General features: G+C 69.2%; 14 protein-coding genes. 7 read left to right on the top strand and 7 right to left on the bottom strand.

The features are described from left to right. Positions 1-26 precede the first annotated feature (26 nt). Positions 27-617 (bottom strand): TetR/AcrR family transcriptional regulator, encoded by a 591-nt coding sequence (locus tag D7X32_RS00120; RefSeq protein ID WP_120600438.1) that lies wholly within the window; start codon positions 615-617, stop codon positions 27-29. 432 nt (positions 618-1,049) lie between these two features. Between D7X32_RS00120 and D7X32_RS00115 the strand changes: the two genes are divergently transcribed. The 3 genes from D7X32_RS00115 (at position 1,050) to D7X32_RS00105 (ending at position 4,805) form a co-directional block, all read left to right on the top strand. Further along, positions 1,050-2,141 carry an SGNH/GDSL hydrolase family protein gene (locus D7X32_RS00115; protein ID WP_244238770.1) on the top strand — a complete coding sequence of 364 codons (1,092 nt, stop codon included), beginning with the start codon at positions 1,050-1,052 and terminating at the stop codon, positions 2,139-2,141. Positions 2,142-2,362: 221 nt separating this feature from the next. Next, positions 2,363-3,190 (top strand): DUF481 domain-containing protein, encoded by an 828-nt coding sequence (locus D7X32_RS00110; RefSeq protein ID WP_120600436.1) that lies wholly within the window; start codon positions 2,363-2,365, stop codon positions 3,188-3,190. A 25-nt stretch (positions 3,191-3,215) separates the two neighbouring features. After that, positions 3,216-4,805, top strand: coding sequence for an AbgT family transporter (locus D7X32_RS00105; RefSeq protein WP_120600435.1), 1,590 nt, complete (start codon positions 3,216-3,218; stop codon positions 4,803-4,805). A gap of 63 nt (positions 4,806-4,868) precedes the next feature. Here D7X32_RS00105 and D7X32_RS00100 read toward each other — a convergent pair whose 3' ends face one another. Further along, on the bottom strand, positions 4,869-5,432 hold the full coding sequence (locus D7X32_RS00100) for a hypothetical protein (protein ID WP_120600434.1): 564 nt from the start codon (positions 5,430-5,432) through the stop codon (positions 4,869-4,871). 145 nt (positions 5,433-5,577) lie between these two features. On the opposite strand from D7X32_RS00100, the gene D7X32_RS00095 reads away from it, so the two are divergent. Continuing rightward, positions 5,578-7,116, top strand: coding sequence for a leucyl aminopeptidase (locus tag D7X32_RS00095; RefSeq protein WP_120600433.1), 1,539 nt, complete (start codon positions 5,578-5,580; stop codon positions 7,114-7,116). A 10-nt stretch (positions 7,117-7,126) separates the two neighbouring features. Here D7X32_RS00095 and D7X32_RS00090 read toward each other — a convergent pair whose 3' ends face one another. From D7X32_RS00090 to D7X32_RS00070, 5 genes are all read right to left on the bottom strand, one after another. Next, a complete protein-coding gene (locus D7X32_RS00090) occupies positions 7,127-8,470 on the bottom strand; it encodes a DUF2254 family protein (RefSeq protein ID WP_120600432.1) in 1,344 nt (447 codons plus the stop codon). 30 nt (positions 8,471-8,500) lie between these two features. After that, positions 8,501-9,994, bottom strand: coding sequence for an aspartate ammonia-lyase (locus D7X32_RS00085; RefSeq protein ID WP_208752261.1), 1,494 nt, complete (start codon positions 9,992-9,994; stop codon positions 8,501-8,503). An 88-nt stretch (positions 9,995-10,082) separates the two neighbouring features. After that, positions 10,083-11,912 (bottom strand): bifunctional metallophosphatase/5'-nucleotidase, encoded by a 1,830-nt coding sequence (locus D7X32_RS00080; RefSeq protein WP_120600431.1) that lies wholly within the window; start codon positions 11,910-11,912, stop codon positions 10,083-10,085. Between the two features lie 173 nt (positions 11,913-12,085). Further along, positions 12,086-12,544 (bottom strand): MarR family winged helix-turn-helix transcriptional regulator, encoded by a 459-nt coding sequence (locus D7X32_RS00075; protein ID WP_120600430.1) that lies wholly within the window; start codon positions 12,542-12,544, stop codon positions 12,086-12,088. Next, positions 12,541-12,969: a hypothetical protein gene (locus D7X32_RS00070; protein WP_120600429.1), complete on the bottom strand. Its 429-nt coding sequence runs from the start codon at positions 12,967-12,969 to the stop codon at positions 12,541-12,543. The genes D7X32_RS00075 and D7X32_RS00070 overlap by 4 nt, the downstream gene beginning before the upstream one ends. A 313-nt stretch (positions 12,970-13,282) precedes the next feature. On the opposite strand from D7X32_RS00070, the gene D7X32_RS00065 reads away from it, so the two are divergent. From D7X32_RS00065 to D7X32_RS00055, 3 genes are all read left to right on the top strand, one after another. Further along, positions 13,283-15,052: a glycoside hydrolase family 15 protein gene (locus D7X32_RS00065; protein ID WP_244238768.1), complete on the top strand. Its 1,770-nt coding sequence runs from the start codon at positions 13,283-13,285 to the stop codon at positions 15,050-15,052. 180 nt (positions 15,053-15,232) lie between these two features. Next, positions 15,233-16,657 carry an RtcB family protein gene (locus D7X32_RS00060; RefSeq protein WP_120600427.1) on the top strand — a complete coding sequence of 475 codons (1,425 nt, stop codon included), beginning with the start codon at positions 15,233-15,235 and terminating at the stop codon, positions 16,655-16,657. A 165-nt stretch (positions 16,658-16,822) separates the two neighbouring features. Further along, complete coding sequence (locus tag D7X32_RS00055) at positions 16,823-17,419, top strand: hypothetical protein (protein WP_120600426.1); 597 nt, start codon at positions 16,823-16,825, stop codon at positions 17,417-17,419. Positions 17,420-17,431: the final 12 nt, after the last annotated feature.

Here is a 17,431-nt window from a genome sequence, read left to right as displayed (position 1 = left end):
CGCGGAGCGGGGCTTGAAAGGGCGTGTCAGCTGGAAGGTCTCGGCGGGGCCAGGAGGCCGCGGATGAAGACCTCGAAGAAGCTGTCCACCGACTGCTTCAGCGCGGGCTCCTGCTCCTCCGGCATCAACTTGACGGCGAGCTGCATGATCAGCGTCACGAGGCCCCGGGCCACGTGCTGGGGCTCGGGCACGGAGAACGTTCCCTGCGCCACGCCCTCTTCGAGGATGTGCGCCAGGACCGCCACGTCATCCTCGACCATCCGGGGGATGAACTGGGCCGCCTGGACGCCCAGCTCGAGGAGCGTGCTCAACTCGATGCGTTCTCCCAGCGGCTTCCGGCTCTGCTGCTCCAGCTTGCACTGGATATAGGCGCGAACCTGGCCCTCGGACGTCGAGGCGCGACGGACCCTCGCCTTGAGCTCGGAGAGGCTCCCCGCGTGCGCCATCTGGACGCAGGCCTCGAACAGCGCCTCCTTGCTCTCGAAGTGCAGGTAGATGCTGCCCTTGCCCACACCCGCGCGCCGGGCGATGTCCTCCACCGAGGCCTTCTTGAAGCCAAAGCGGGCGAAGACTTCGCCGGCGGCGGTGAGGATGGCTGTCCGAGGGTCCTGACTCATTGACCCAATTTATAATCTGGTCATCCAGTCAGCGCAAGCCCCCTGTTCCTTCCCTCCCCTGCGGCAGTGTCACCGGGATGGGGCGGGGGCTGTTCGCCGCCTCGCCATTGCCGAGCTGGCCGCCGCCATTGGCCCCCCGGCACCTGCGCCGGTGCATTGCGTCCGACAGGGCTGTCGCCAGGCTGTTGCGCCGGGTTGTCCCTCCACGCCCAGACCGAGCCGTCCTGGCGGAAGGCCAGGGCACGGAGGGAGCTGGAGGCGACAGCCTTGATGTCGATCAGTCCTGGCACCTCCTTGTGTGTACGCTGGGAGCCCGTGCCCGACCGCTCGCCCATCACCGCATTCGTACGGCGCTTCCGGGGCGTCTGCCTTGGCATTGGGCTGTCACTGGCCGCGTGCAGGGCCCCCTCCCCCACACCGGAGAGCCCTGCCATGACCTGGGTGAGCATTCCAGCCACGGACGCGCGGGTGCGGTACGTGGGCCGGACGTACCGCTCCAGCGCCGGAGTCGTCTTCTCCCACCCGGGCGTGACGGTTCGCGCGCGCTTCAAAGGGGACGCCGTGCGGATGCGGCTCGACGACGCGGGCCTGGGCGGCGACGTGGGGACCAACCACTTCGACGTCATCGTGGACGGAGCACCTCCCAAGCTGCTCGCCGTGCATCCGGGACAGGCCACGTACCTGCTCGCCAGCGACCTGCCCCAGGGACTGCACACGGTGGAGATCACCAAGCGCACGGAATCCCTGGTGGGGGCCAGCACGCTCCTCGCGCTCGAGGTGCACGGCGAGCTTCAGGAACCGCCTCGGCAGCACACCGGACTCCGGATGGAGTTCGTGGGGGACTCCATCACCTGCGGCTACGGCACCGACGTCTCCCTCATCCCCACGTCCGCGTCCTGGAGCGCGCCCACCTTCACGTCGAAGCACCAGAATCCCAGACGGAGCTATGGCTGGCTCACGGCCCGGCAGCTGGGCGCGGAGGCCACGTTCGTCTGCTATTCGGGCCATGGCGTCTACCGCAACCTGGACCTGTCCACGTCCGGGCTGATTCCCGCCATCTACGAGCGCGCCGTCCCGGACCATCCCGCCGCCTGGGATTCCTCCCACGACTCGCCGGATGTGATTGTCCTCAACGCCGGCACCAATGACACGTTCGCGGGCGGGGGAACGCCCGCGTTCCTTCCGGACGAAGCGGCCTTCACGTCTGCCTACCGGACCTTCCTCGAACGGCTCCGCACGCTGCATCCCCGCGCGCACATCATCTGCACGCTGGGCAGCATGACGGATGGCTACAAGCGGATGGAACAGCAGGGCGTGGTGAAGTCCGCGCACGTCGGCGACTGGATCACCTCGCTGGTGGCGGAGCGCCAGCGCCAGGGTGACACCCGCGTCTACCGCCACGTCATGGCCATGCAGAACCCCTTCGCTGACGGCGTTGGCGAGGACTGGCATCCGTCCGCCGCCACGCATCAGAAGATGGCGGAGTCGCTGAGCCGGTTCATCCAGGACGCCGTGCACCCCTGACCGGGGCGCCTGGAAACAAAGCCATCATCACGTTCTGACAAGCAACGGGACGAGGGTTCCAACCCCTGGCATCCCGCCATGCGATTGCAGGACGCGCAGTGCGTGTCGAAGCTTGCGTGGAACCCGAGGAGGCCTCCGAGAACCACCGAGGCCGCCAGGCTGGGAGCACCGCCGCGTGCTCCACGCCTGTCCGGGCAGGTCCCTCCTTCCCCAAGGCACGTATGAGTCCACTCTTCTTCCTCTTCGCCGCCCTGGCCCAGACGCCCACGCCACCTGACGACGCGGCGGATGCCCGCTCTTCGGCTTCTGTCGAGGACAAGGACGAGGACGAGGACGACGACGAGGACGAAGGGCCCTGGACGGGCTCATTCGGGCTCGGGGCCTCCTTCTTCACCGGCAACAGCCGCGCCCTCACCCTCACGGGCGATGCCCTGGCGGAGTACGACTCCCCGGTGTGGGCGCTCACCCTGGAGGCGGATGGCGCCTACGGCAACGCGGCCGCCGAGGACGAGGGGGAGCGGGAGGTCACGGCCAAGAACCTGGGCGGATGGGCACGCGGTGACTACCGCTTCACGCGCCTGCTCAGCGCCTACACCTTCCTGGGCGCGGAGACCGACCACCCCGCGAGCATCGAGCTGCGCACCGAGGCGGAGCTGGGCATCGGCCTCACGGTCCTGGAGCGGGAGAAGGAGTCGAACGAGCTCCTCCTGCGCTTCTATCTGGGTGGGAGCGTCGCCCGGGATCGCCGGTTCCAGTACACCCCCACGCGCGAGAACCTGCCGGACGTGACCCTGTGGTCGCCCGCGGTGGGCATGGCGTTCCGCTACGACATCAACGAGCGGGTGCACCTGCGCGAGGACGCCGTGCTGCTTCCGGACGTCTTCGGCGACACGCGCGTGCTCCTGGACTCCACCACGAAGCTGTCCGTGGACATGACGGAACGCTTCGCGCTCACCACGTTCTTCGAACTGCAACACGACAGCGCCCCCGCGGCGGGAAAAGTCCGGACGGACACCTCGCTCTCACTGGGGGCCGAGCTGGAGCTCTGAGGGATTGGAAAGGAGCAGCACTCCCATGGCCAAAGCGGCTCATTTCGACGACATCGACGTTCCAGGTGAAACGAAGAAGAAACAGCGCACGCCGCCGAAGAAGAAGGGCATGGAGCGGGTGCTCGACACCATCGAGCGGGTGGGCAACAAGGTCCCCCACCCCGCGATCATCTTCGTCGCGCTGATTGCCATCGTGATGGTGCTCTCCCACATCTTCTACAAGCTGGGAGCCAGCGTCACCTACGAGACCATCAACCCGGACACGCACCAGGTGGAGCAGACAACCACCGCCGCGAAAAGCCTGCTGACGGGCGAGGGGCTGCGCTTCATGTTCGCGGGCGTCGTCCAGCACTTCATGGACTTCAACGCGGTGGGCGTCATCATCGTCGCCATGCTGGGCGTCGGCGTCGCGGACGCGGCGGGCCTGGTGGGCGCGTTGATCCGCAAGCTGGTGGCGGTCGCGCCGGCCCGGGCCCTCACGTACATCCTGGTGTTCGTGGGCATCCTGTCCAGCATCGCCGCGGACGCCGGCTACCTGGTGCTGATTCCCCTGGCGGCGGCGGCCTACCTGACCGTGGGCAGGCATCCCCTCGCCGGGCTGGCAGCGTCCTTCGCGGGTGTCGCCGCGGTCTTCACCGTCAACATCCTGATCAAACCCCTGGACGGCATCCTGACGGAGATCACCAACGACGCCATCCACATCATGGCGCCGGACCGCTCCATCGACCTGACGGCGAACTTCTGGTTCTCCGCCGCCTCCGTGGTGATGCTGACCATCGTCGTGTCGCTCATCAGCGACAAGCTGATTGAGCCCCGGTTGGGTCCCTACACGGGAGAGAAGCCGGCCACGACGGGCGCGAAGCTGTCCCCGGAGGAGTCGCGGGGGCTGAAGTTCGCGTTCTGGGGGCTCATCGGCGTCCTGGTGTTCTTCGGGCTGCTGGCCCTGCCCCCGGGCGCTCCACTGCGGAACCCGGAGACGGGCGCGCTCGTCGGAGACTCGCCGTTCATGAACGGCCTCATCGTCGCCATCACCATCCTGTTCCTGGTGACGGGGGCGGCCTACGGCATCGGCGCCAAGACGCTCAAGAACAGCGTGGACGTCATCAAGGCCATGGAGAAGGCGGTCGCCGGGCTGGGCAGCCTCATCTTCCTGCTCTTCATCATCAGCCAGTTCATCGCCCTGTTCACCTATACGAACATGGCGACGCTCGCGGCCGTGAAGGTGGGCGATGCCCTGGAGCACGCGGGCCTGGGCGCGCTTCCGCTGCTCGTCGGGTTCGTGCTGGTCGTCGCCGTCCTCGACCTGATCATGACGGGCGCCATCCCGAAGTGGGCCATCTTCGCGCCCGTGTTCGTGCCGCTGCTGATGCGGTTGAACGTGGACCCGGCGGCGGTGCTCGCCGCCTACCGCGTGGGCGACGGCCCGTTCAATGCCATCTCACCGCTCAACGCCTACTTCGCCCTGATTGTCACCTTCGCCCAGAAGTACCAGAAGGACGCGGGCGTAGGGACGGTCGTGGCCTTGATGCTGCCGTACGTCATCGTGGTCTTCGCCGTGTGGATTGCCCTGCTGGTGGCCTGGCAGGTGCTTGGATTGCCATGGGGGCTCGGGTAGGCCCGGGGGGATGGAACGCCTCGCCGTGAAGGAGGCGTTCCACCGCCACCAGGGCCTTCACACTCAGCGCCGCGAGTCGCGCCTCGCCTGGGTCCGGCGGCCCCTGCCAGAGGCCTGGGCCTGACGCTTGAGGGAAGCAAAGCGCTCCTGCTTCAGGGCCCCTCCGCGCTTCTGGCGGGAGGTCCGCTTACGGGAGACGGCGGCCTTCGCGGTGCGCCCCGCGGCGCGCGTGCGCCGTGCGGGCTTGCGTCCTCCCGCCGCCACTCGCTTCGCCCTGCGGGGCGCGGGACTGCTCGCGGCGCGGGCCCGGACCTGCGCCTTGCGCTCCAGCAGGGCGAGCCGCTTCTCGAAGCGCTCCAGGGTGAGCGCGAAGTACTCGGCCTTCTGGACGGTGTTGATGTTTCCTTCCGCGCGGCGGGAGCGGGAGGGCACCGTCTTGCGCAGCGCCTCCCTGCGTTGCCGCTGCGCCGCGTCCTGGTACTTCTCCATCAGGCGGCGCGTTCGCAGGATGCGCCCACGCAGTTCCCGTGGCGTGAGTTCGGCCAGGTTGCGTGGGGCGCTGGACAGGACGAGCTGGGCTTCGCGCTCGGTGAGCAATGACATCCGCTTCGACGGCAGTGTGCGCATGGGCTTCCCCCCTCATGAGGATTGCGTCGCGGAACATCCACACCTTCCATCCGCCGGAAAACCGCTCCCGGAGGCAGGGGCGAGTGACCTGGTGGATGTTGCACCCTCCCGATTCCATGCCCAGTTCCTCCATCAGGAGGCTTCCATGTTGACCTCGTTTCATTCGCGCGCTCAGGCCGAGTTCCACCCCGCTCCTTCCATCGAACCCCCGGAGGCGACGAAGCTCGCCGTGTCGTCATCCCTCCCCACCGACGCCGGCTGCATCGGCGCGTTCGTCGGAGCCGACGAAGGGGTGAAGGACCCCCACTTCGACCGCGCGTTCCTGAAGGCGGCGGGCTTCGAGGGCAAGGCCGGTCAGACGCTGGTGATTCCCCGCACGGACGGCCCTCCCTTCGTCGTCGTCGGCGTGGGGGCACGTGCGCAGCTGGACGCAGGCAAGCTCCGGGATGCCGCCGCCGCGTTCGCGCGGGCCTCCGGCAAGCAGACGCACCTCGCGCTCAAGCTGCCGGACACCGGAACCGTCCCGGCGGACGTCGCCGCGCAGGCCCTGACCGAAGGCGTCCTGCTCGCGCGCTACCGCTACAGGCCCTACAAGCGGAAGTCGGAGCAGGAGCCGCCGCTCGAAACCCTGACGCTCGTCGCGGGCTCGGGGAACACCGCGGAGGTTGAACTGGGGATGGCGCGCGGGGGCATCCACGCCCGCGCCACGGCGTTCGCGCGCGACCTCTCCAACGCCCCCGCCACGCTGCTCACCGCCGCCCGCATGGCGGAGGTGGCCGAGTCCCTGGCCAAACAGTGCGGCCTGGAGGTCGAGGTCTTCGACGGAGAGGCCCTGGCCAGACTCGGCTGCGGAGGCCTGCTGGGCGTCAACGCGGGCAGCGCGGAGCCGCCGCGGATGATCAAGCTGACGTACACCCCCAAGGGCCAGCCCGTGGGCCGCGTCTCACTGGTGGGCAAGGGCATCATGTTCGACTCGGGCGGGCTGGGCCTGAAGCCGAACGACCTGGTCCACGCCACCATGAAGGGCGACATGGGCGGCGCGGGGGCCATCCTCGCGGCGATGACGGCGCTGAAGTCCCTGGGCTGCAAGACGCAGGTGACGGCGTACCTGATGTGCACCGACAACATGCCGTCGGGCACCGCCATGAAGCTCGGGGACGTGCTGACGGTCCGCGGCGGGAAGACCGTGGAGGTCATCAACACCGACGCCGAGGGCCGCCTGGTGATGTCGGACGGGCTCGTCCTGGCCACCGAGCAGACGCCCCGGCCGGACGCCATCGTGGACATCGCCACGCTCACCGGCGCGTGCCAGCGCGCGCTCGGGGTGCTGAGCGCGGGGGTCATCGGCAACGACCAGGCGCTCGTCGAGCAGGTGAAGGGCTCGGGGGAGCGGACCGGTGACACCGTGTGGCAGCTCCCGCTGGACCGGCGCCTCCGTCAGGAGCTGGAGTCGGAGGTGGCGGACATGAAGAACGTCGGCGGCGACAACGCCGGGGCCATCACCGCGGCCCTCTTCCTGGAGGAGTTCGTGGACGGGCTGCCCTGGGCGCACATCGACATGGCGGGGACGGCACGGGCCGAGCGCGACAACGCGTGGCGCAGCAAGGGGGCCACGGGCTACGGCACCCGCCTGCTCATCGACTTCCTCATGGGCTTCGCACCCACCCGCGCAAGCCGCCACTGAGGCGGTCCCTTCAGTCCGGCAGCCAATCCGCCCGCCCCCGCTCGACGCTCGTGCGGCGCTCACCCTGGAAGGTGGCCCGCACGCGCTCCGCCTGGGTGAGCAGGCGGTGGAAGCGCTCCTTTTCCGGGGAGCCCTGGACGTCCGCGAGCACGCGGGCGAAGAGGGCGTGCGCCGCGGCGCGGTCCTGCGCGTCGCGCGCGGCCAGGCCCACGGTGAGGGCAATCTGGAGCACCTCCTCCAACACCTCGGGATCGCCCCCCGCGTAATGGAGGGGGCCATCCACGGCGAGGAAGAGGTAGTCGCGCAGCCGCAGGGCCACGACGGAGACGCGAGCCCTGCCGTCGGGGTCGACGACGTTCCAGTCCCCCTGGGGCAGGGCCGCCAGCCGGCGCATCACCGAGCGGATCTGCTGGAGCGCCTGCCGCGCCGTGTACGAGTCGTTCGACGACGAGGACAGGGCCCGGTTCGCGACGTCGACGAGGATGCGGAGCCCGAGGGACGGGTCGCAGTCCGGCTCGCGCGCGGAGGTGATGACCAGCGTGTCAGCGAGGTCGCGGAGCACGTGGGCGTCCACGGGGCCTCCCTTGTCCGCCACCACCCAGCCGATGACCTCCTCCTGGTCGATGTACTCGCCCACGGTGATGCAGACGCGGGCGCGCACACCCCAGCCGCGGGCGCGCCGCGTGAGGTCCTGGAGGTCGACCTCCGCGAGATAGCCCGACGAGGCGGCCAGGATCGAGGTGGCGTCCGCCGGCAGCCGCAGGGGCGCCGACGGGTCGAGCGTCAGCCGCTTCAGGCGGGCCTGGATGCGGCGCTCCGTGGCCGACACGATCAAATGCTGGACCAGCCCGAGGACGCGCTCCACCCGGAGGAAGCGGAACGTGCGGGCCAGGAAGACGATGAGCAGCAGGAGCGCCACCAGCACCAGGACGATGGCCCCCGAGAGGACCGGCCGGGGCCGCACTCCCGCGTCCTCGATGAGGCCCAGCTCCCGGACGGCCGCGAGGATGTAGCTGGTGGAGAGGACGAAGAAGGGGATGGCGCGGCGCAGCGGCGCGTTCTTCAGGTAGATGGGGACCAGCCGCGGCGAGTACTGGTTCGCCGCGGACTGGATGACCGGCGCGTTCAGCGACAGGACGATGGTGAGCACGGTGATCTGCAGCCCGAGCAGCGCCCCCAGTGCGCCGCGGGCGTAGTCGATGTCGCCTGGCCAGGCATGCCCGAACAGGGCCGGCGCGGCGTCCGTCTGGACGCGGGCGAGCGCGATTCCCAGCGCCCCGCCCACGACAATCAGGCCGCCCAGGAGCAGCCAGTAGGGCTCACGGAGGAACCTGCGCAGGCGGCGGGGGACCATGCGGACTCACGCTGAAGGCGGACAGGCCGCCTACCGCGGGCCCTCTTCGTCTTCGTCCTGGGCCGTCATTGCCTGGCCACGGGTCAGCCGCTCCGGAGTGAGCAGCTCGGACAGCTGCTCGCGCGTCAGCAGCCCGGCGGCCACCACCAGGTCCGCGATGCTGGCGTTCGTGGCCAGGGCCTCCCTCGCCAGCCGCGTCGCCGGGGCATAGCCGATGTGCGGCATGAGGGCGGTGATGACGCCCACGAAGGAATCCACCTGGCGCGCGAGCCGCTGCTCGTTGGCGGTGATGCCCCTCACGCAGTTCACGCGCAGCGTCGCCATGGCGGCGGTCATATACTTGAGGTTTTCGAACAGCACGTGGGCCATCACCGGCCCGAAGGCGTTGAGCTGGAGCTGCCCCGCTTCGGCGGCCATGGTCAGCGTCACGTCGCCTCCGGCGACCACGAAGGCCACCTCGTTCACGACCTCCGGAATGACCGGGTTCACCTTGCCCGGCATGATGCTGGAGCCCGCCTGCCGGGGCGGGAGGTTGAGCTCGTTGAAGCCCGCCTGGGGGCCGGAGCCGAGCAGCCGCAGGTCGTTGCAGATCTTCGACAGCTTCATCGCGGTGCGCTTGAGGGTGCCGGACACCTCCATGAAGACGCCCACGTCGGTGGTCGCTTCAATCAGGTCGGGCGCGGTGACGATGGGGCGCCCGGTGATGTCCGCCAGGTGCCTGCGGGCGGCCTCCGCGAAGCGTGGGTCCGCCGCGATGCCGGTGCCAATCGCCGTCGCCCCCAGGTTGATTTCCCCCAGGCGGCGGCTGACGTCCTTCAGGCTCGCGTGTTCCTCCGCCAGCGTGACGGCGAAGCCTTCGAACTCCTGTTGGAGCGTCATCGGCACGGCGTCCTGCAACTGCGTCCGTCCAATCTTCACGATGCCCGCGAACGCCTGACCCTTGTCGCGGAACGCGCGCTCCAGGCGCTGGAGCTCCTCGAGCAGCCGCTCGATGGACAGCATCAACCCGACCTTGAGCGCCGTCGGGTAGGTGTCGTTCGTGCTCTGGCTCCGGTTCACGTGGTCATTCGGATCCAGGTGCTCGTAGTGGCCCTTGGGATGGCCCGCCAGCTCCAGGCCCCGGTTGGCGAGGACCTCGTTGAAGTTCATGTTCGTGGAGGTGCCAGCGCCGCCCTGCATGACGTCCACGATGAACTGGTCGTGCAGCCTGCCGGCCTTGATGTCCTCGCAGGCATGGTCGATGAGCTCGGCCCGCGTCCTGTCGAGGACTCCCAGCTCCGCGTTCGCACGCGCGGCGGCCTGCTTCACGCAGGCGTAGCCGTAGAGCAGGTCGGGATACACGGAGATGGGGCGCCCGCTGATGGCGAAGTTGTCGAGCGCGCGGCTGACGTTGATGCCCCAGTAGGCGTCCGCGGGAATCCGCCGGGAGCCGAGGCTGTCCATCTCCGTCCGGGGAGGGGCGCCGTTCGGCGTCACCGTGTGGATGCTCTTCTGGAACGTCTCTTCCGCGCGTGGGTCGGCCATCGGCCGGGAAGGTAGGAACGCGGGAGGCCCGGTGGGACGTGCCCTCCGGGGAGGAGGGCTGTCCACCGGGCGTCCCCGGGTGGCTACGTCACTTCACGGGCGCGCACTTCGCGGGGCCGAGCGAGGCCTGGAAGTACGGCGTGTAGAGGTCCGGCGCGAGCGTGAAGTTGCAGGTGTTCACCGCGTCCGGAGACAGGTTCTGGTGCTCCTGCATGTAGCGCGCGACGTAGTCACGCACCCCGTCCGCAGAGGACCACAGCAGGCGGCCCTCCTTGAACATGCTGTACCCACCGCCGCCACCGCCGCGGTAGTTGTTGACCGCGATGCGGAAGACCTGGTCGTCCCGGACGTCCAGGCCCTGGAAGCGCAGGTGCGTGAGCCGGGAGCCCTCGGGCTTCGTGAGGTCGTAGCCGTAGTCGATGCGCGAGTAGAGGTCCCAGTTGTAGTCCGCGACGACGGGCGTGGTGGCCTTCGCGTCCTCGGGCTTCGCGGGCAGGTGGGCCGCGTCCAGCTGCTTGAAGTACTTCGTGTTCAGCTCCAGCGCGCGCCGGAGGATGGAGCCGTTGATCTCCATCACGTACAGCGTGTTGTCGTAGATGTAGACGCTGTAGGCGTCGCGCAGGGTGACGTCCCCCGCCGGCAGCGCGACGTCATTGGAGAACAGGGCGGTCGCGGACAGGTCCACGGGGAAGCCGGCCTCTTCCGCGGCCTCTTCCTGCACGATGTTGAGCAGGTCCGACAGGGCGCTGTCCACGTAGCGTCCGGCGAAGCCGCCCGTGAAGGCCGCGGTGGTGCTGCCGATCTTCTGGTTCACGTAGGCCACCGTGGCGTCGTGGTAGCGCTTCGTGAGCTGCGCGACGGTGGCGTCCTCCGCCACCTTGTCGTCCACCGCGTGGAGCTGTGAGTCGTGCGCGTCCACGCCCCAGCGCTCGCCGTTCCAGGTGACGTTGAGCTGCACGTCGGCCAGGTGGCTGCCCCAGCGGTTGGGCTGCGTGAGGAGGACCTCGCGGCCGTCCTGGTTCTTCAGCAGCATCTTCGGGATGGGCTGGTGGGTATGGCCGGTGAGGAGCACGTCCACGTCCGCCACCTGCTGGGCGATCTGCACCGCCTCGTTCTCACCGGGGAGGTTGCCCCGGTCGGTCCACTTCGTGGCATCCGCGTAGTCCGCGAGCCACGACTCGGGGCTGGTCGCGCTGCCCACCGGCTGCTTGTCCGGGCCGCTGTGGATGGCCACCACCACCACGTCCGCGCCGGCCTGCTTCATCTTCGGCACGTAGAGCTTCGCGGTCTCCAGCGGATCATCGAAGCGCAGCCCGGTGATGTTGTCCTTGCGTTCCCACGTCGCCACGCCCGGCGTCACCAGGCCGAGGATGCCGACCTTCACGCCGCACACCGTGGTCAGCACATACGGGGTGAAGGCCTCGGAGCCGTCCTCGGTCTTGCGCACGTTGGCGCCCAGGAGGGGGAAGTTCACCTCGTTCTTGAACTTGTTGAGGACCTGCTGGCCGTAGTTGAACTCGTGGTTGCCCAGGGCCATGGCGGCATAGCCCAGCTCGTTCATGGCGGTGGCCATGGGGTGCTGGGGCGCGTTCTCCACCAGGGCGGCATAGGTGCCGAGCGGCGAGCCCTGGATGGTGTCACCGGTGTCCACGAGCAGCGTGCAGTCCGGGTTCTTCGCACGCTCCTGCTTGACGAGCGTGGCCACCTTGGCGAGGCCGCGCTTCGCGTCCGCCTTCCCGGTGAAGTAGTCCCACGCGAAGATGTTGGTGTGCAGGTCGCTGGTCTGGAGCAGCGTCAGCGTGCGCGGTGAGGTGTCCACCGGGGTTGGCGTGGGAGGTGGATCATCCTTGGAATCACAGGCGGTCAGCAGCGAGCTGGCGCCCACGAGACAGAGCGCACCGGTGCGCAGCGCGCGCATCAGGAAGGGAAGACGGTTCAAGAGGCCTCACCATGAGCCATGCCGGAAGGGAATCCTCCGGAGGGGGGCGCACCCTACCGGCTCAATTCCAGACTGCCTTCCTGAATCCACCCGGCCTGAGAGGTTCTCAACTGGCGATGCCAGCCGCCCTTGTGCTCCAAGGAAATGATTGCTCAGTCCCCGGACGCAGGTTCGAGGTTGGCCACCACGCGGCGCAAGAGCGCCATGAACGTGGCGCGCTCGCGCTCGCTGAAGCCAGCGGTCGCCTGCTCCGCGACCTCCGTGAGCTGTTCCTTCGCCTGGGGCAGGCGCTCCCGGCCCTTCGCGGAGAGGGAAATCTGGCTTGCGCGCTTGTCGTCCGGATGCGGCTCACGCTCGATGAGCCCGTCGCGCTCCATTCGCGTCAGGAGCGCGGCCATGGTGGGCTGCTCGACGCGCGCGTTCTCCGCGAGCTGCTTCTGCAACAGCGGCCCATGCTCCTCCAGCGCGACCACCACCGGCAGGCAGGCCATGCCGAAGTCCAGCGGACGCAGCCGCTGCTCGAAGTGGCGCATCAACAACCGGGACGCATGGTTGATCCAGAAGGTCGGCGCGGCTTCCGGGTCCCAGCCGGGGGCGGTCTTGGCGCTCATTGGAGGCTTCCCGCCCCGTCCTCCGACTCTTCTTCGGCGGTCGGGTAGGCGGAGACCGCCAGGGCGATTCCCTGGTCCGCGAACCACCGGACGTCGTCGGGTGGGAAGTGGATGGAGCTGGTGAAGTGACGGGAAGTGCCGACGAACAGCCCGAAGTCCACGACACAGGGGACGGCCTGCTGCCGCAGCTCCATGAGCAGGGGGGCCAGCACCTCCAGTTGCCTGCGGGCCGCGGCGACGGGCCCGTGCAGTGTGCCCTCGCCATCCTCCACCAGGGTGAGGTTGAAGCCAGAGGTCGAATGCCTCCCCTGGAGCCGCTGCTCCCCTTGAAGCCAGACGGCATCGGGGTGGCAGTCCGGGAAGCGGTCCAGGATGGACGCCACGTCGAACTCCGGGGCCTGGGCCCGTAGGACAGCCACCGTCATGACACCGCTCCGTTCCACTGCTGCTTCGGCATGTCCTGGATCATCGCGGTTCCCGTCCTCGAACGGGCGGCCTTTTCGCAAGTCTGTCAGGTCCGGCGCACGACCCGGATGGCCCCCGCCCGCTGCGCTCCCCTGACGCCCGCCCACGGCGCGGTCCCTCAGCCCTCGCGATTGCATCCAGGGTGCCGGGACCTACCTTTTTCTGGACCCCCCACCGCAGGCCAAGAGGCAATCCATGATTTCGACAGAGACCGCACGGACGAGCGAAGCCCCCAGGACGGGATGGGGAAGCGAAACCCGGGCGGAACCAGGCGTGCTCATCGAGGACCACGCGCTCCTCGGAGACCTGTACACGGCCGCGCTCGTGGCCAAGGACGGCTCCATCGACTTTCTCTGCCTCCCGGACTTCGACTCGGACGCGTGCTTCACGTCCCTGCTGGGCACGCCCGACAACGGCCGGTGGAAGCTCGCGCCGAAGGCACCCGTGCGCGAGGTGCGGCGCCGCTACCGTGGCAAGACCCTCATCCTGGAAACGGAGTTCGTGACGGATGACGGCACGGTGCGCGTCGTGGACTTCATGCCCATCCGGAAGGGAAACCCCCACCTGGTGCGCTGGGTGGAGGGCGTCCGTGGCACGGTGGCGATGCGCTCCGAGATGCGCCCCCGGTTCGCCAACGGCTACACCGTCCCCCTCATCAGCAGGAGGGACGGAGCCTCCACCGCCATCGCCGGTCCGGATGCGGTGTTCTTCCGAGGCGGCACCGGCAAGGAGCCGCCTCCCTTCGAGTCGGAGTTCACGGTGAAGGCCGGCCAGCGGATCCCCTTCGTGCTCTCCTGGGCCCGGCCCTACGATGACGCCCCCGCGGCGCTCGATCCGGAGACCGCCCTGAGTGAGACGCAGACGTATTGGGAGGACTGGGCCTCGCAGCTGCACCTGCCCCCCCACTACGATGACGTGGTCGTCCGCTCCCTGCTCACCCTCAAGGCGTGCAGCTACCAACCGTCGGGAGCGCTGGTCGCCGCGCCCACGTTCGGCCTTCCGGAGACCCCGGGCGGTGAGCGCAACTGGGACTACCGGTTCTGCTGGATCCGCGACTCGGTCCTCACGCTGAACGCGCTCATGCGCGCCAACCTGCTGAACGAAGCGGGAGCGTTCGGCAATTGGCTGGAGCACGCCATTGGTGGCGCGCCGGGCCAGCTCCAGATCATGTATGGCATCCGGGGCGAGCGCCGCCTCACCGAGGTCACGCTGGACTGGCTGAAAGGCTACGAAGGGGCCCGGCCCGTGAGGATCGGCAACGGGGCCTATTCACAGTTCCAGCTCGATGTCCTCGGCGAGTTCGCCGCGGTCCTCTACATCCATGCGGAGCTGGCGGGCAAGCTGGCGGATCGCGGACAGAAGGCGCTCAAGACCCTCGCGACCCGCGTGTCGGAGGTCTGGACCGAGCCGGACCACGGCATCTGGGAGATGCGCGGCCCGACGCACTCGTTCACCGCCTCCAAGGTGTCGGCGTGGATCGTCATCGATTGCTGGGTGCGCGCCATCGACAAGTACGGCCTGAAGGAGGACAAGGCGCCGTGGGTGAAGCTGCGGCAGACCATCCACGACGAGGTGTGCAGCAAGGGCTACGACGCCCAGCGGGGGACGTTCACGCAGTACTACGGCTCGAAGGGCGTGGACGCGAGCCTGCTCTTCATCCCGCTCAGCGGGTTCCTCCCGCCGGAGGACCCCCGCATCGCCGGGACGGTGCGGGCCATCGAGGAGGAGCTGATGCCGGAAGGGCTGGTGCTGCGCTACCGGACGGAGGCGAGCGTGGACGGCCTCTCCGGTGAGGAGGGCGCCTTCCTCGCGTGCTCCTTCTGGCTCGCGAACACGTACCACCTCCTGGGGCGGACCGAGGACGCGCGGAAGCTCTTCGAGAAGCTGGTGGGGCTCTGCAACGACGTGGGCCTGCTCGCCGAGGAGTACCTGCCCGGCCAGCGCAGGATGATTGGCAACTTCCCGCAGGCGTTCAGCCATCTGGCGCTCGTGAACAGCGCCTACTTCCTCGCCGAGGGAACCAGGGCGGCGATGTATTCCTAGGCGCGTCCCTCCGTGGTGCCGCCCCTGCCCGCCCCTGGCTTTGTCAGGCCGCGCGAGCAGGGGCGTCCCATGAGGCGCGGATGCTCCGGCATCCCGGCCGCGGCTGCTGACCCGAGGTCTCGAATCCATCGCTCACGTCCCCCGGGTTGAGGTCCGCCCGGGTCAGATTCCGAGAAGGTCATGCAGCCGAAACTCAACCGGCTCCTGCGGGCACTCGCCCGCGAGGGGCTCGACGTTGCTTACGACGGTCGTGTCTACACGGTCCGCCTCCAGGCGGATCCCCATGCGCCCCCCGCGGAGGTCCTGCTTCCCCCGGACCTGCCCGTGGAGGGCAAGGCGCTTCAACAACTCGCGGCGCTCGCCGCGCTCCACCATCCCGAAGGCGGCCGCGTGAAGCAGGTGCGCGCGACGCCGGACTTCCATCCCGGAGACTCCGGGGTGGCCATCGGGTCGGTGGTCCACACCGAAGGCCTGGTCGTCCCCGGCGCCGTGGGGACGGACATCAACTGCGGCATGCGCCTGCATGTCGCGGACATCCCCGTGGACGCCTTCCTCGCCCGCCGCGACGCCTTCGTCGAGCGGATGAAGGGGCATTGCTTCTTCGGCACGCGGGACGTCGCCCAGGGCTCGCGCGCGCTGGAGGCGCTCCTGCGTGACGGCCTGCCCGGCTGGCTCCAGGAGACGGTGGCGCAGCCCCTGGGCATGTCCGCCCGTGCGGAGTTGGAGCAGTTGGACCGCGAGTCCGCGCGCGTCTACCTGGGCGGTGCGCTGGAAGGAGACCCCGTCTGGGCGCCCACCGGGCTGCGGCGGGAAGGCGTGGTGCGGGACCCCGGGCTGGCCACCATTGGTGGCGGCAACCACTTCGTGGAGGTGCAGCGGGTGGAGGCCGTGGTGGACCGCGCGCAGGCGTGGGCGTGGGGGGTGCGGGAGGGGCAGCTCGCGTTCATGGTGCACTCGGGCTCGCGCGACATGGGCAAGCACGTGGGGCGCACCTGGCAGGAGCGGGCGCGGGCCGCGTGGCCCGTGGGGGCGCCGCACCCGGCGAGCGGCATCTTTCCCATCGCGGACCCGGCGAAGGTGCGCGAGTACCTGCGGGCGGAGGCCACGGCGGCCAACTACGCCTTCCTCAACCGGCTGCTGCTCGCGGAGCTGGTGCGGCAGACGCTGCGGGAGCTGTTCGGGGACGTGGAGGCGCCGCTCGTCTACGACGTGCCTCACAACATCACCCTGCCCTGGGAAGGCGGCTGGCTGGCGCGCAAGGGAGCCTGCCCCGCCGAGGAGGACCAGCCGGTCATCATCCCCGGCTCCATGGGCGCGACGTCCTACCTGATGCGGGGGCTGGGCAACGCGAAGGCGCTGGCGTCGGCTTCACATGGGGCGGGGCGGGCGCACTCGCGCTTCTCCATGTCGCGCGGTGGCGCGAAGCACCGCGAGGAGGACCTGGGGCTGACGGGGGTGGACTGCATCGCGCTGCGGGCCGAACGCCGCATCGAAGAGGCACCCGCCGCCTACAAGCCCATTGGTCCGGTGGTGGCCTCGCAGGTGGACGCGGACATCGTCCGGGAGGTGGCCCGGCTCAAGCCGCTGATGACCTTCAAGGCCTGAGCGGACCGCCGGCACGGGATGACAGGCATTGCCGCCATGGACAGCTCACCCCCGCCCGCGGCCACTTCGCCACGGGCCGGGGGCCATTGGCGTCAGCGACGTTCCGGGTGCCGTTGAAGCCCGGTACTCCTGCCGGCGTCTTCCACCCACGCCCAGGAGTCAACCATGTTGCGTCGTTTCGTGTCCTACGCCGTGCCGGCGGCCGCGCTGTTGCTGGGCGCCTGCGGCGGCCCTGAAGTCCTCGACGCGCCGGAGTCCCCGGCGGAGCCGTCCGTGGCCACCACGGAGCAGGGCCTGAGCACCATCACCATCAACGACTTCCCCCTGTCCTTCTATGTCCCGCCCAAGACGGGTGGAGACGCGGACTTCGCCGGTCACGGACCGTTGATGCAGATGAACTTCGAGCTGGAGGTGCGCAGCGGCAACCAGCTGTGGGTCGGCATGTTCATCTGGGGCACCGAGGTGGGGGGAACCACCAAGGTCCAGGGGGGCCAGTGGTACCACATCGCCACCACCGCGACGCCCATCGTGAGCGTCACTCCGTCGCCGTGCCCCATCGCGGACTACGGCGTGTTCGGCCCCGAGTTCAACTTCGAGTACACGGACACCGGCCACTCGCAAGACGCATGGGGCTTCCCGCAGCTGCCGTCGAACACGCGCATCGTGCAGACCCTCACCTGCGTGGGCGACACGTCGGGCGACGAGGCGGGAACGAAGACGGGGTGCTCGGCCATCCTGCACGACCTGACCCTCACCTTCTGACGCCACGCGTGA

Origin of the sequence: Corallococcus carmarthensis (genome assembly GCF_003611695.1) — a bacterium.
Lineage (GTDB): Bacteria > Myxococcota > Myxococcia > Myxococcales > Myxococcaceae > Corallococcus > Corallococcus carmarthensis.
This window is presented reverse-complemented; position numbering and strand designations above follow the sequence as displayed.

Excerpts from the sequence above, each read along its gene's own strand:
- D7X32_RS00120 (WP_120600438.1), bottom strand. The coding sequence starts at position 617 with ATGAGTCAGGACCCTCGGACAGCCATCCTCACCGCCGCCGGCGAAGTC.
- D7X32_RS00115 (WP_244238770.1), top strand. The coding sequence starts at position 1,050 with ATGACCTGGGTGAGCATTCCAGCCACGGACGCGCGGGTGCGGTACGTG.
- D7X32_RS00110 (WP_120600436.1), top strand. The coding sequence starts at position 2,363 with ATGAGTCCACTCTTCTTCCTCTTCGCCGCCCTGGCCCAGACGCCCACG.
- D7X32_RS00105 (WP_120600435.1), top strand. The coding sequence starts at position 3,216 with ATGGCCAAAGCGGCTCATTTCGACGACATCGACGTTCCAGGTGAAACG.
- D7X32_RS00100 (WP_120600434.1), bottom strand. The coding sequence starts at position 5,432 with ATGCGCACACTGCCGTCGAAGCGGATGTCATTGCTCACCGAGCGCGAA.
- D7X32_RS00095 (WP_120600433.1), top strand. The coding sequence starts at position 5,578 with ATGTTGACCTCGTTTCATTCGCGCGCTCAGGCCGAGTTCCACCCCGCT.
- D7X32_RS00090 (WP_120600432.1), bottom strand. The coding sequence starts at position 8,470 with ATGGTCCCCCGCCGCCTGCGCAGGTTCCTCCGTGAGCCCTACTGGCTG.
- D7X32_RS00085 (WP_208752261.1), bottom strand. The coding sequence starts at position 9,994 with ATGGCCGACCCACGCGCGGAAGAGACGTTCCAGAAGAGCATCCACACG.
- D7X32_RS00080 (WP_120600431.1), bottom strand. The coding sequence starts at position 11,912 with ATGCGCGCGCTGCGCACCGGTGCGCTCTGTCTCGTGGGCGCCAGCTCG.
- D7X32_RS00075 (WP_120600430.1), bottom strand. The coding sequence starts at position 12,544 with ATGAGCGCCAAGACCGCCCCCGGCTGGGACCCGGAAGCCGCGCCGACC.
- D7X32_RS00070 (WP_120600429.1), bottom strand. The coding sequence starts at position 12,969 with ATGACGGTGGCTGTCCTACGGGCCCAGGCCCCGGAGTTCGACGTGGCG.
- D7X32_RS00060 (WP_120600427.1), top strand. The coding sequence starts at position 15,233 with ATGCAGCCGAAACTCAACCGGCTCCTGCGGGCACTCGCCCGCGAGGGG.
- D7X32_RS00055 (WP_120600426.1), top strand. The coding sequence starts at position 16,823 with ATGTTGCGTCGTTTCGTGTCCTACGCCGTGCCGGCGGCCGCGCTGTTG.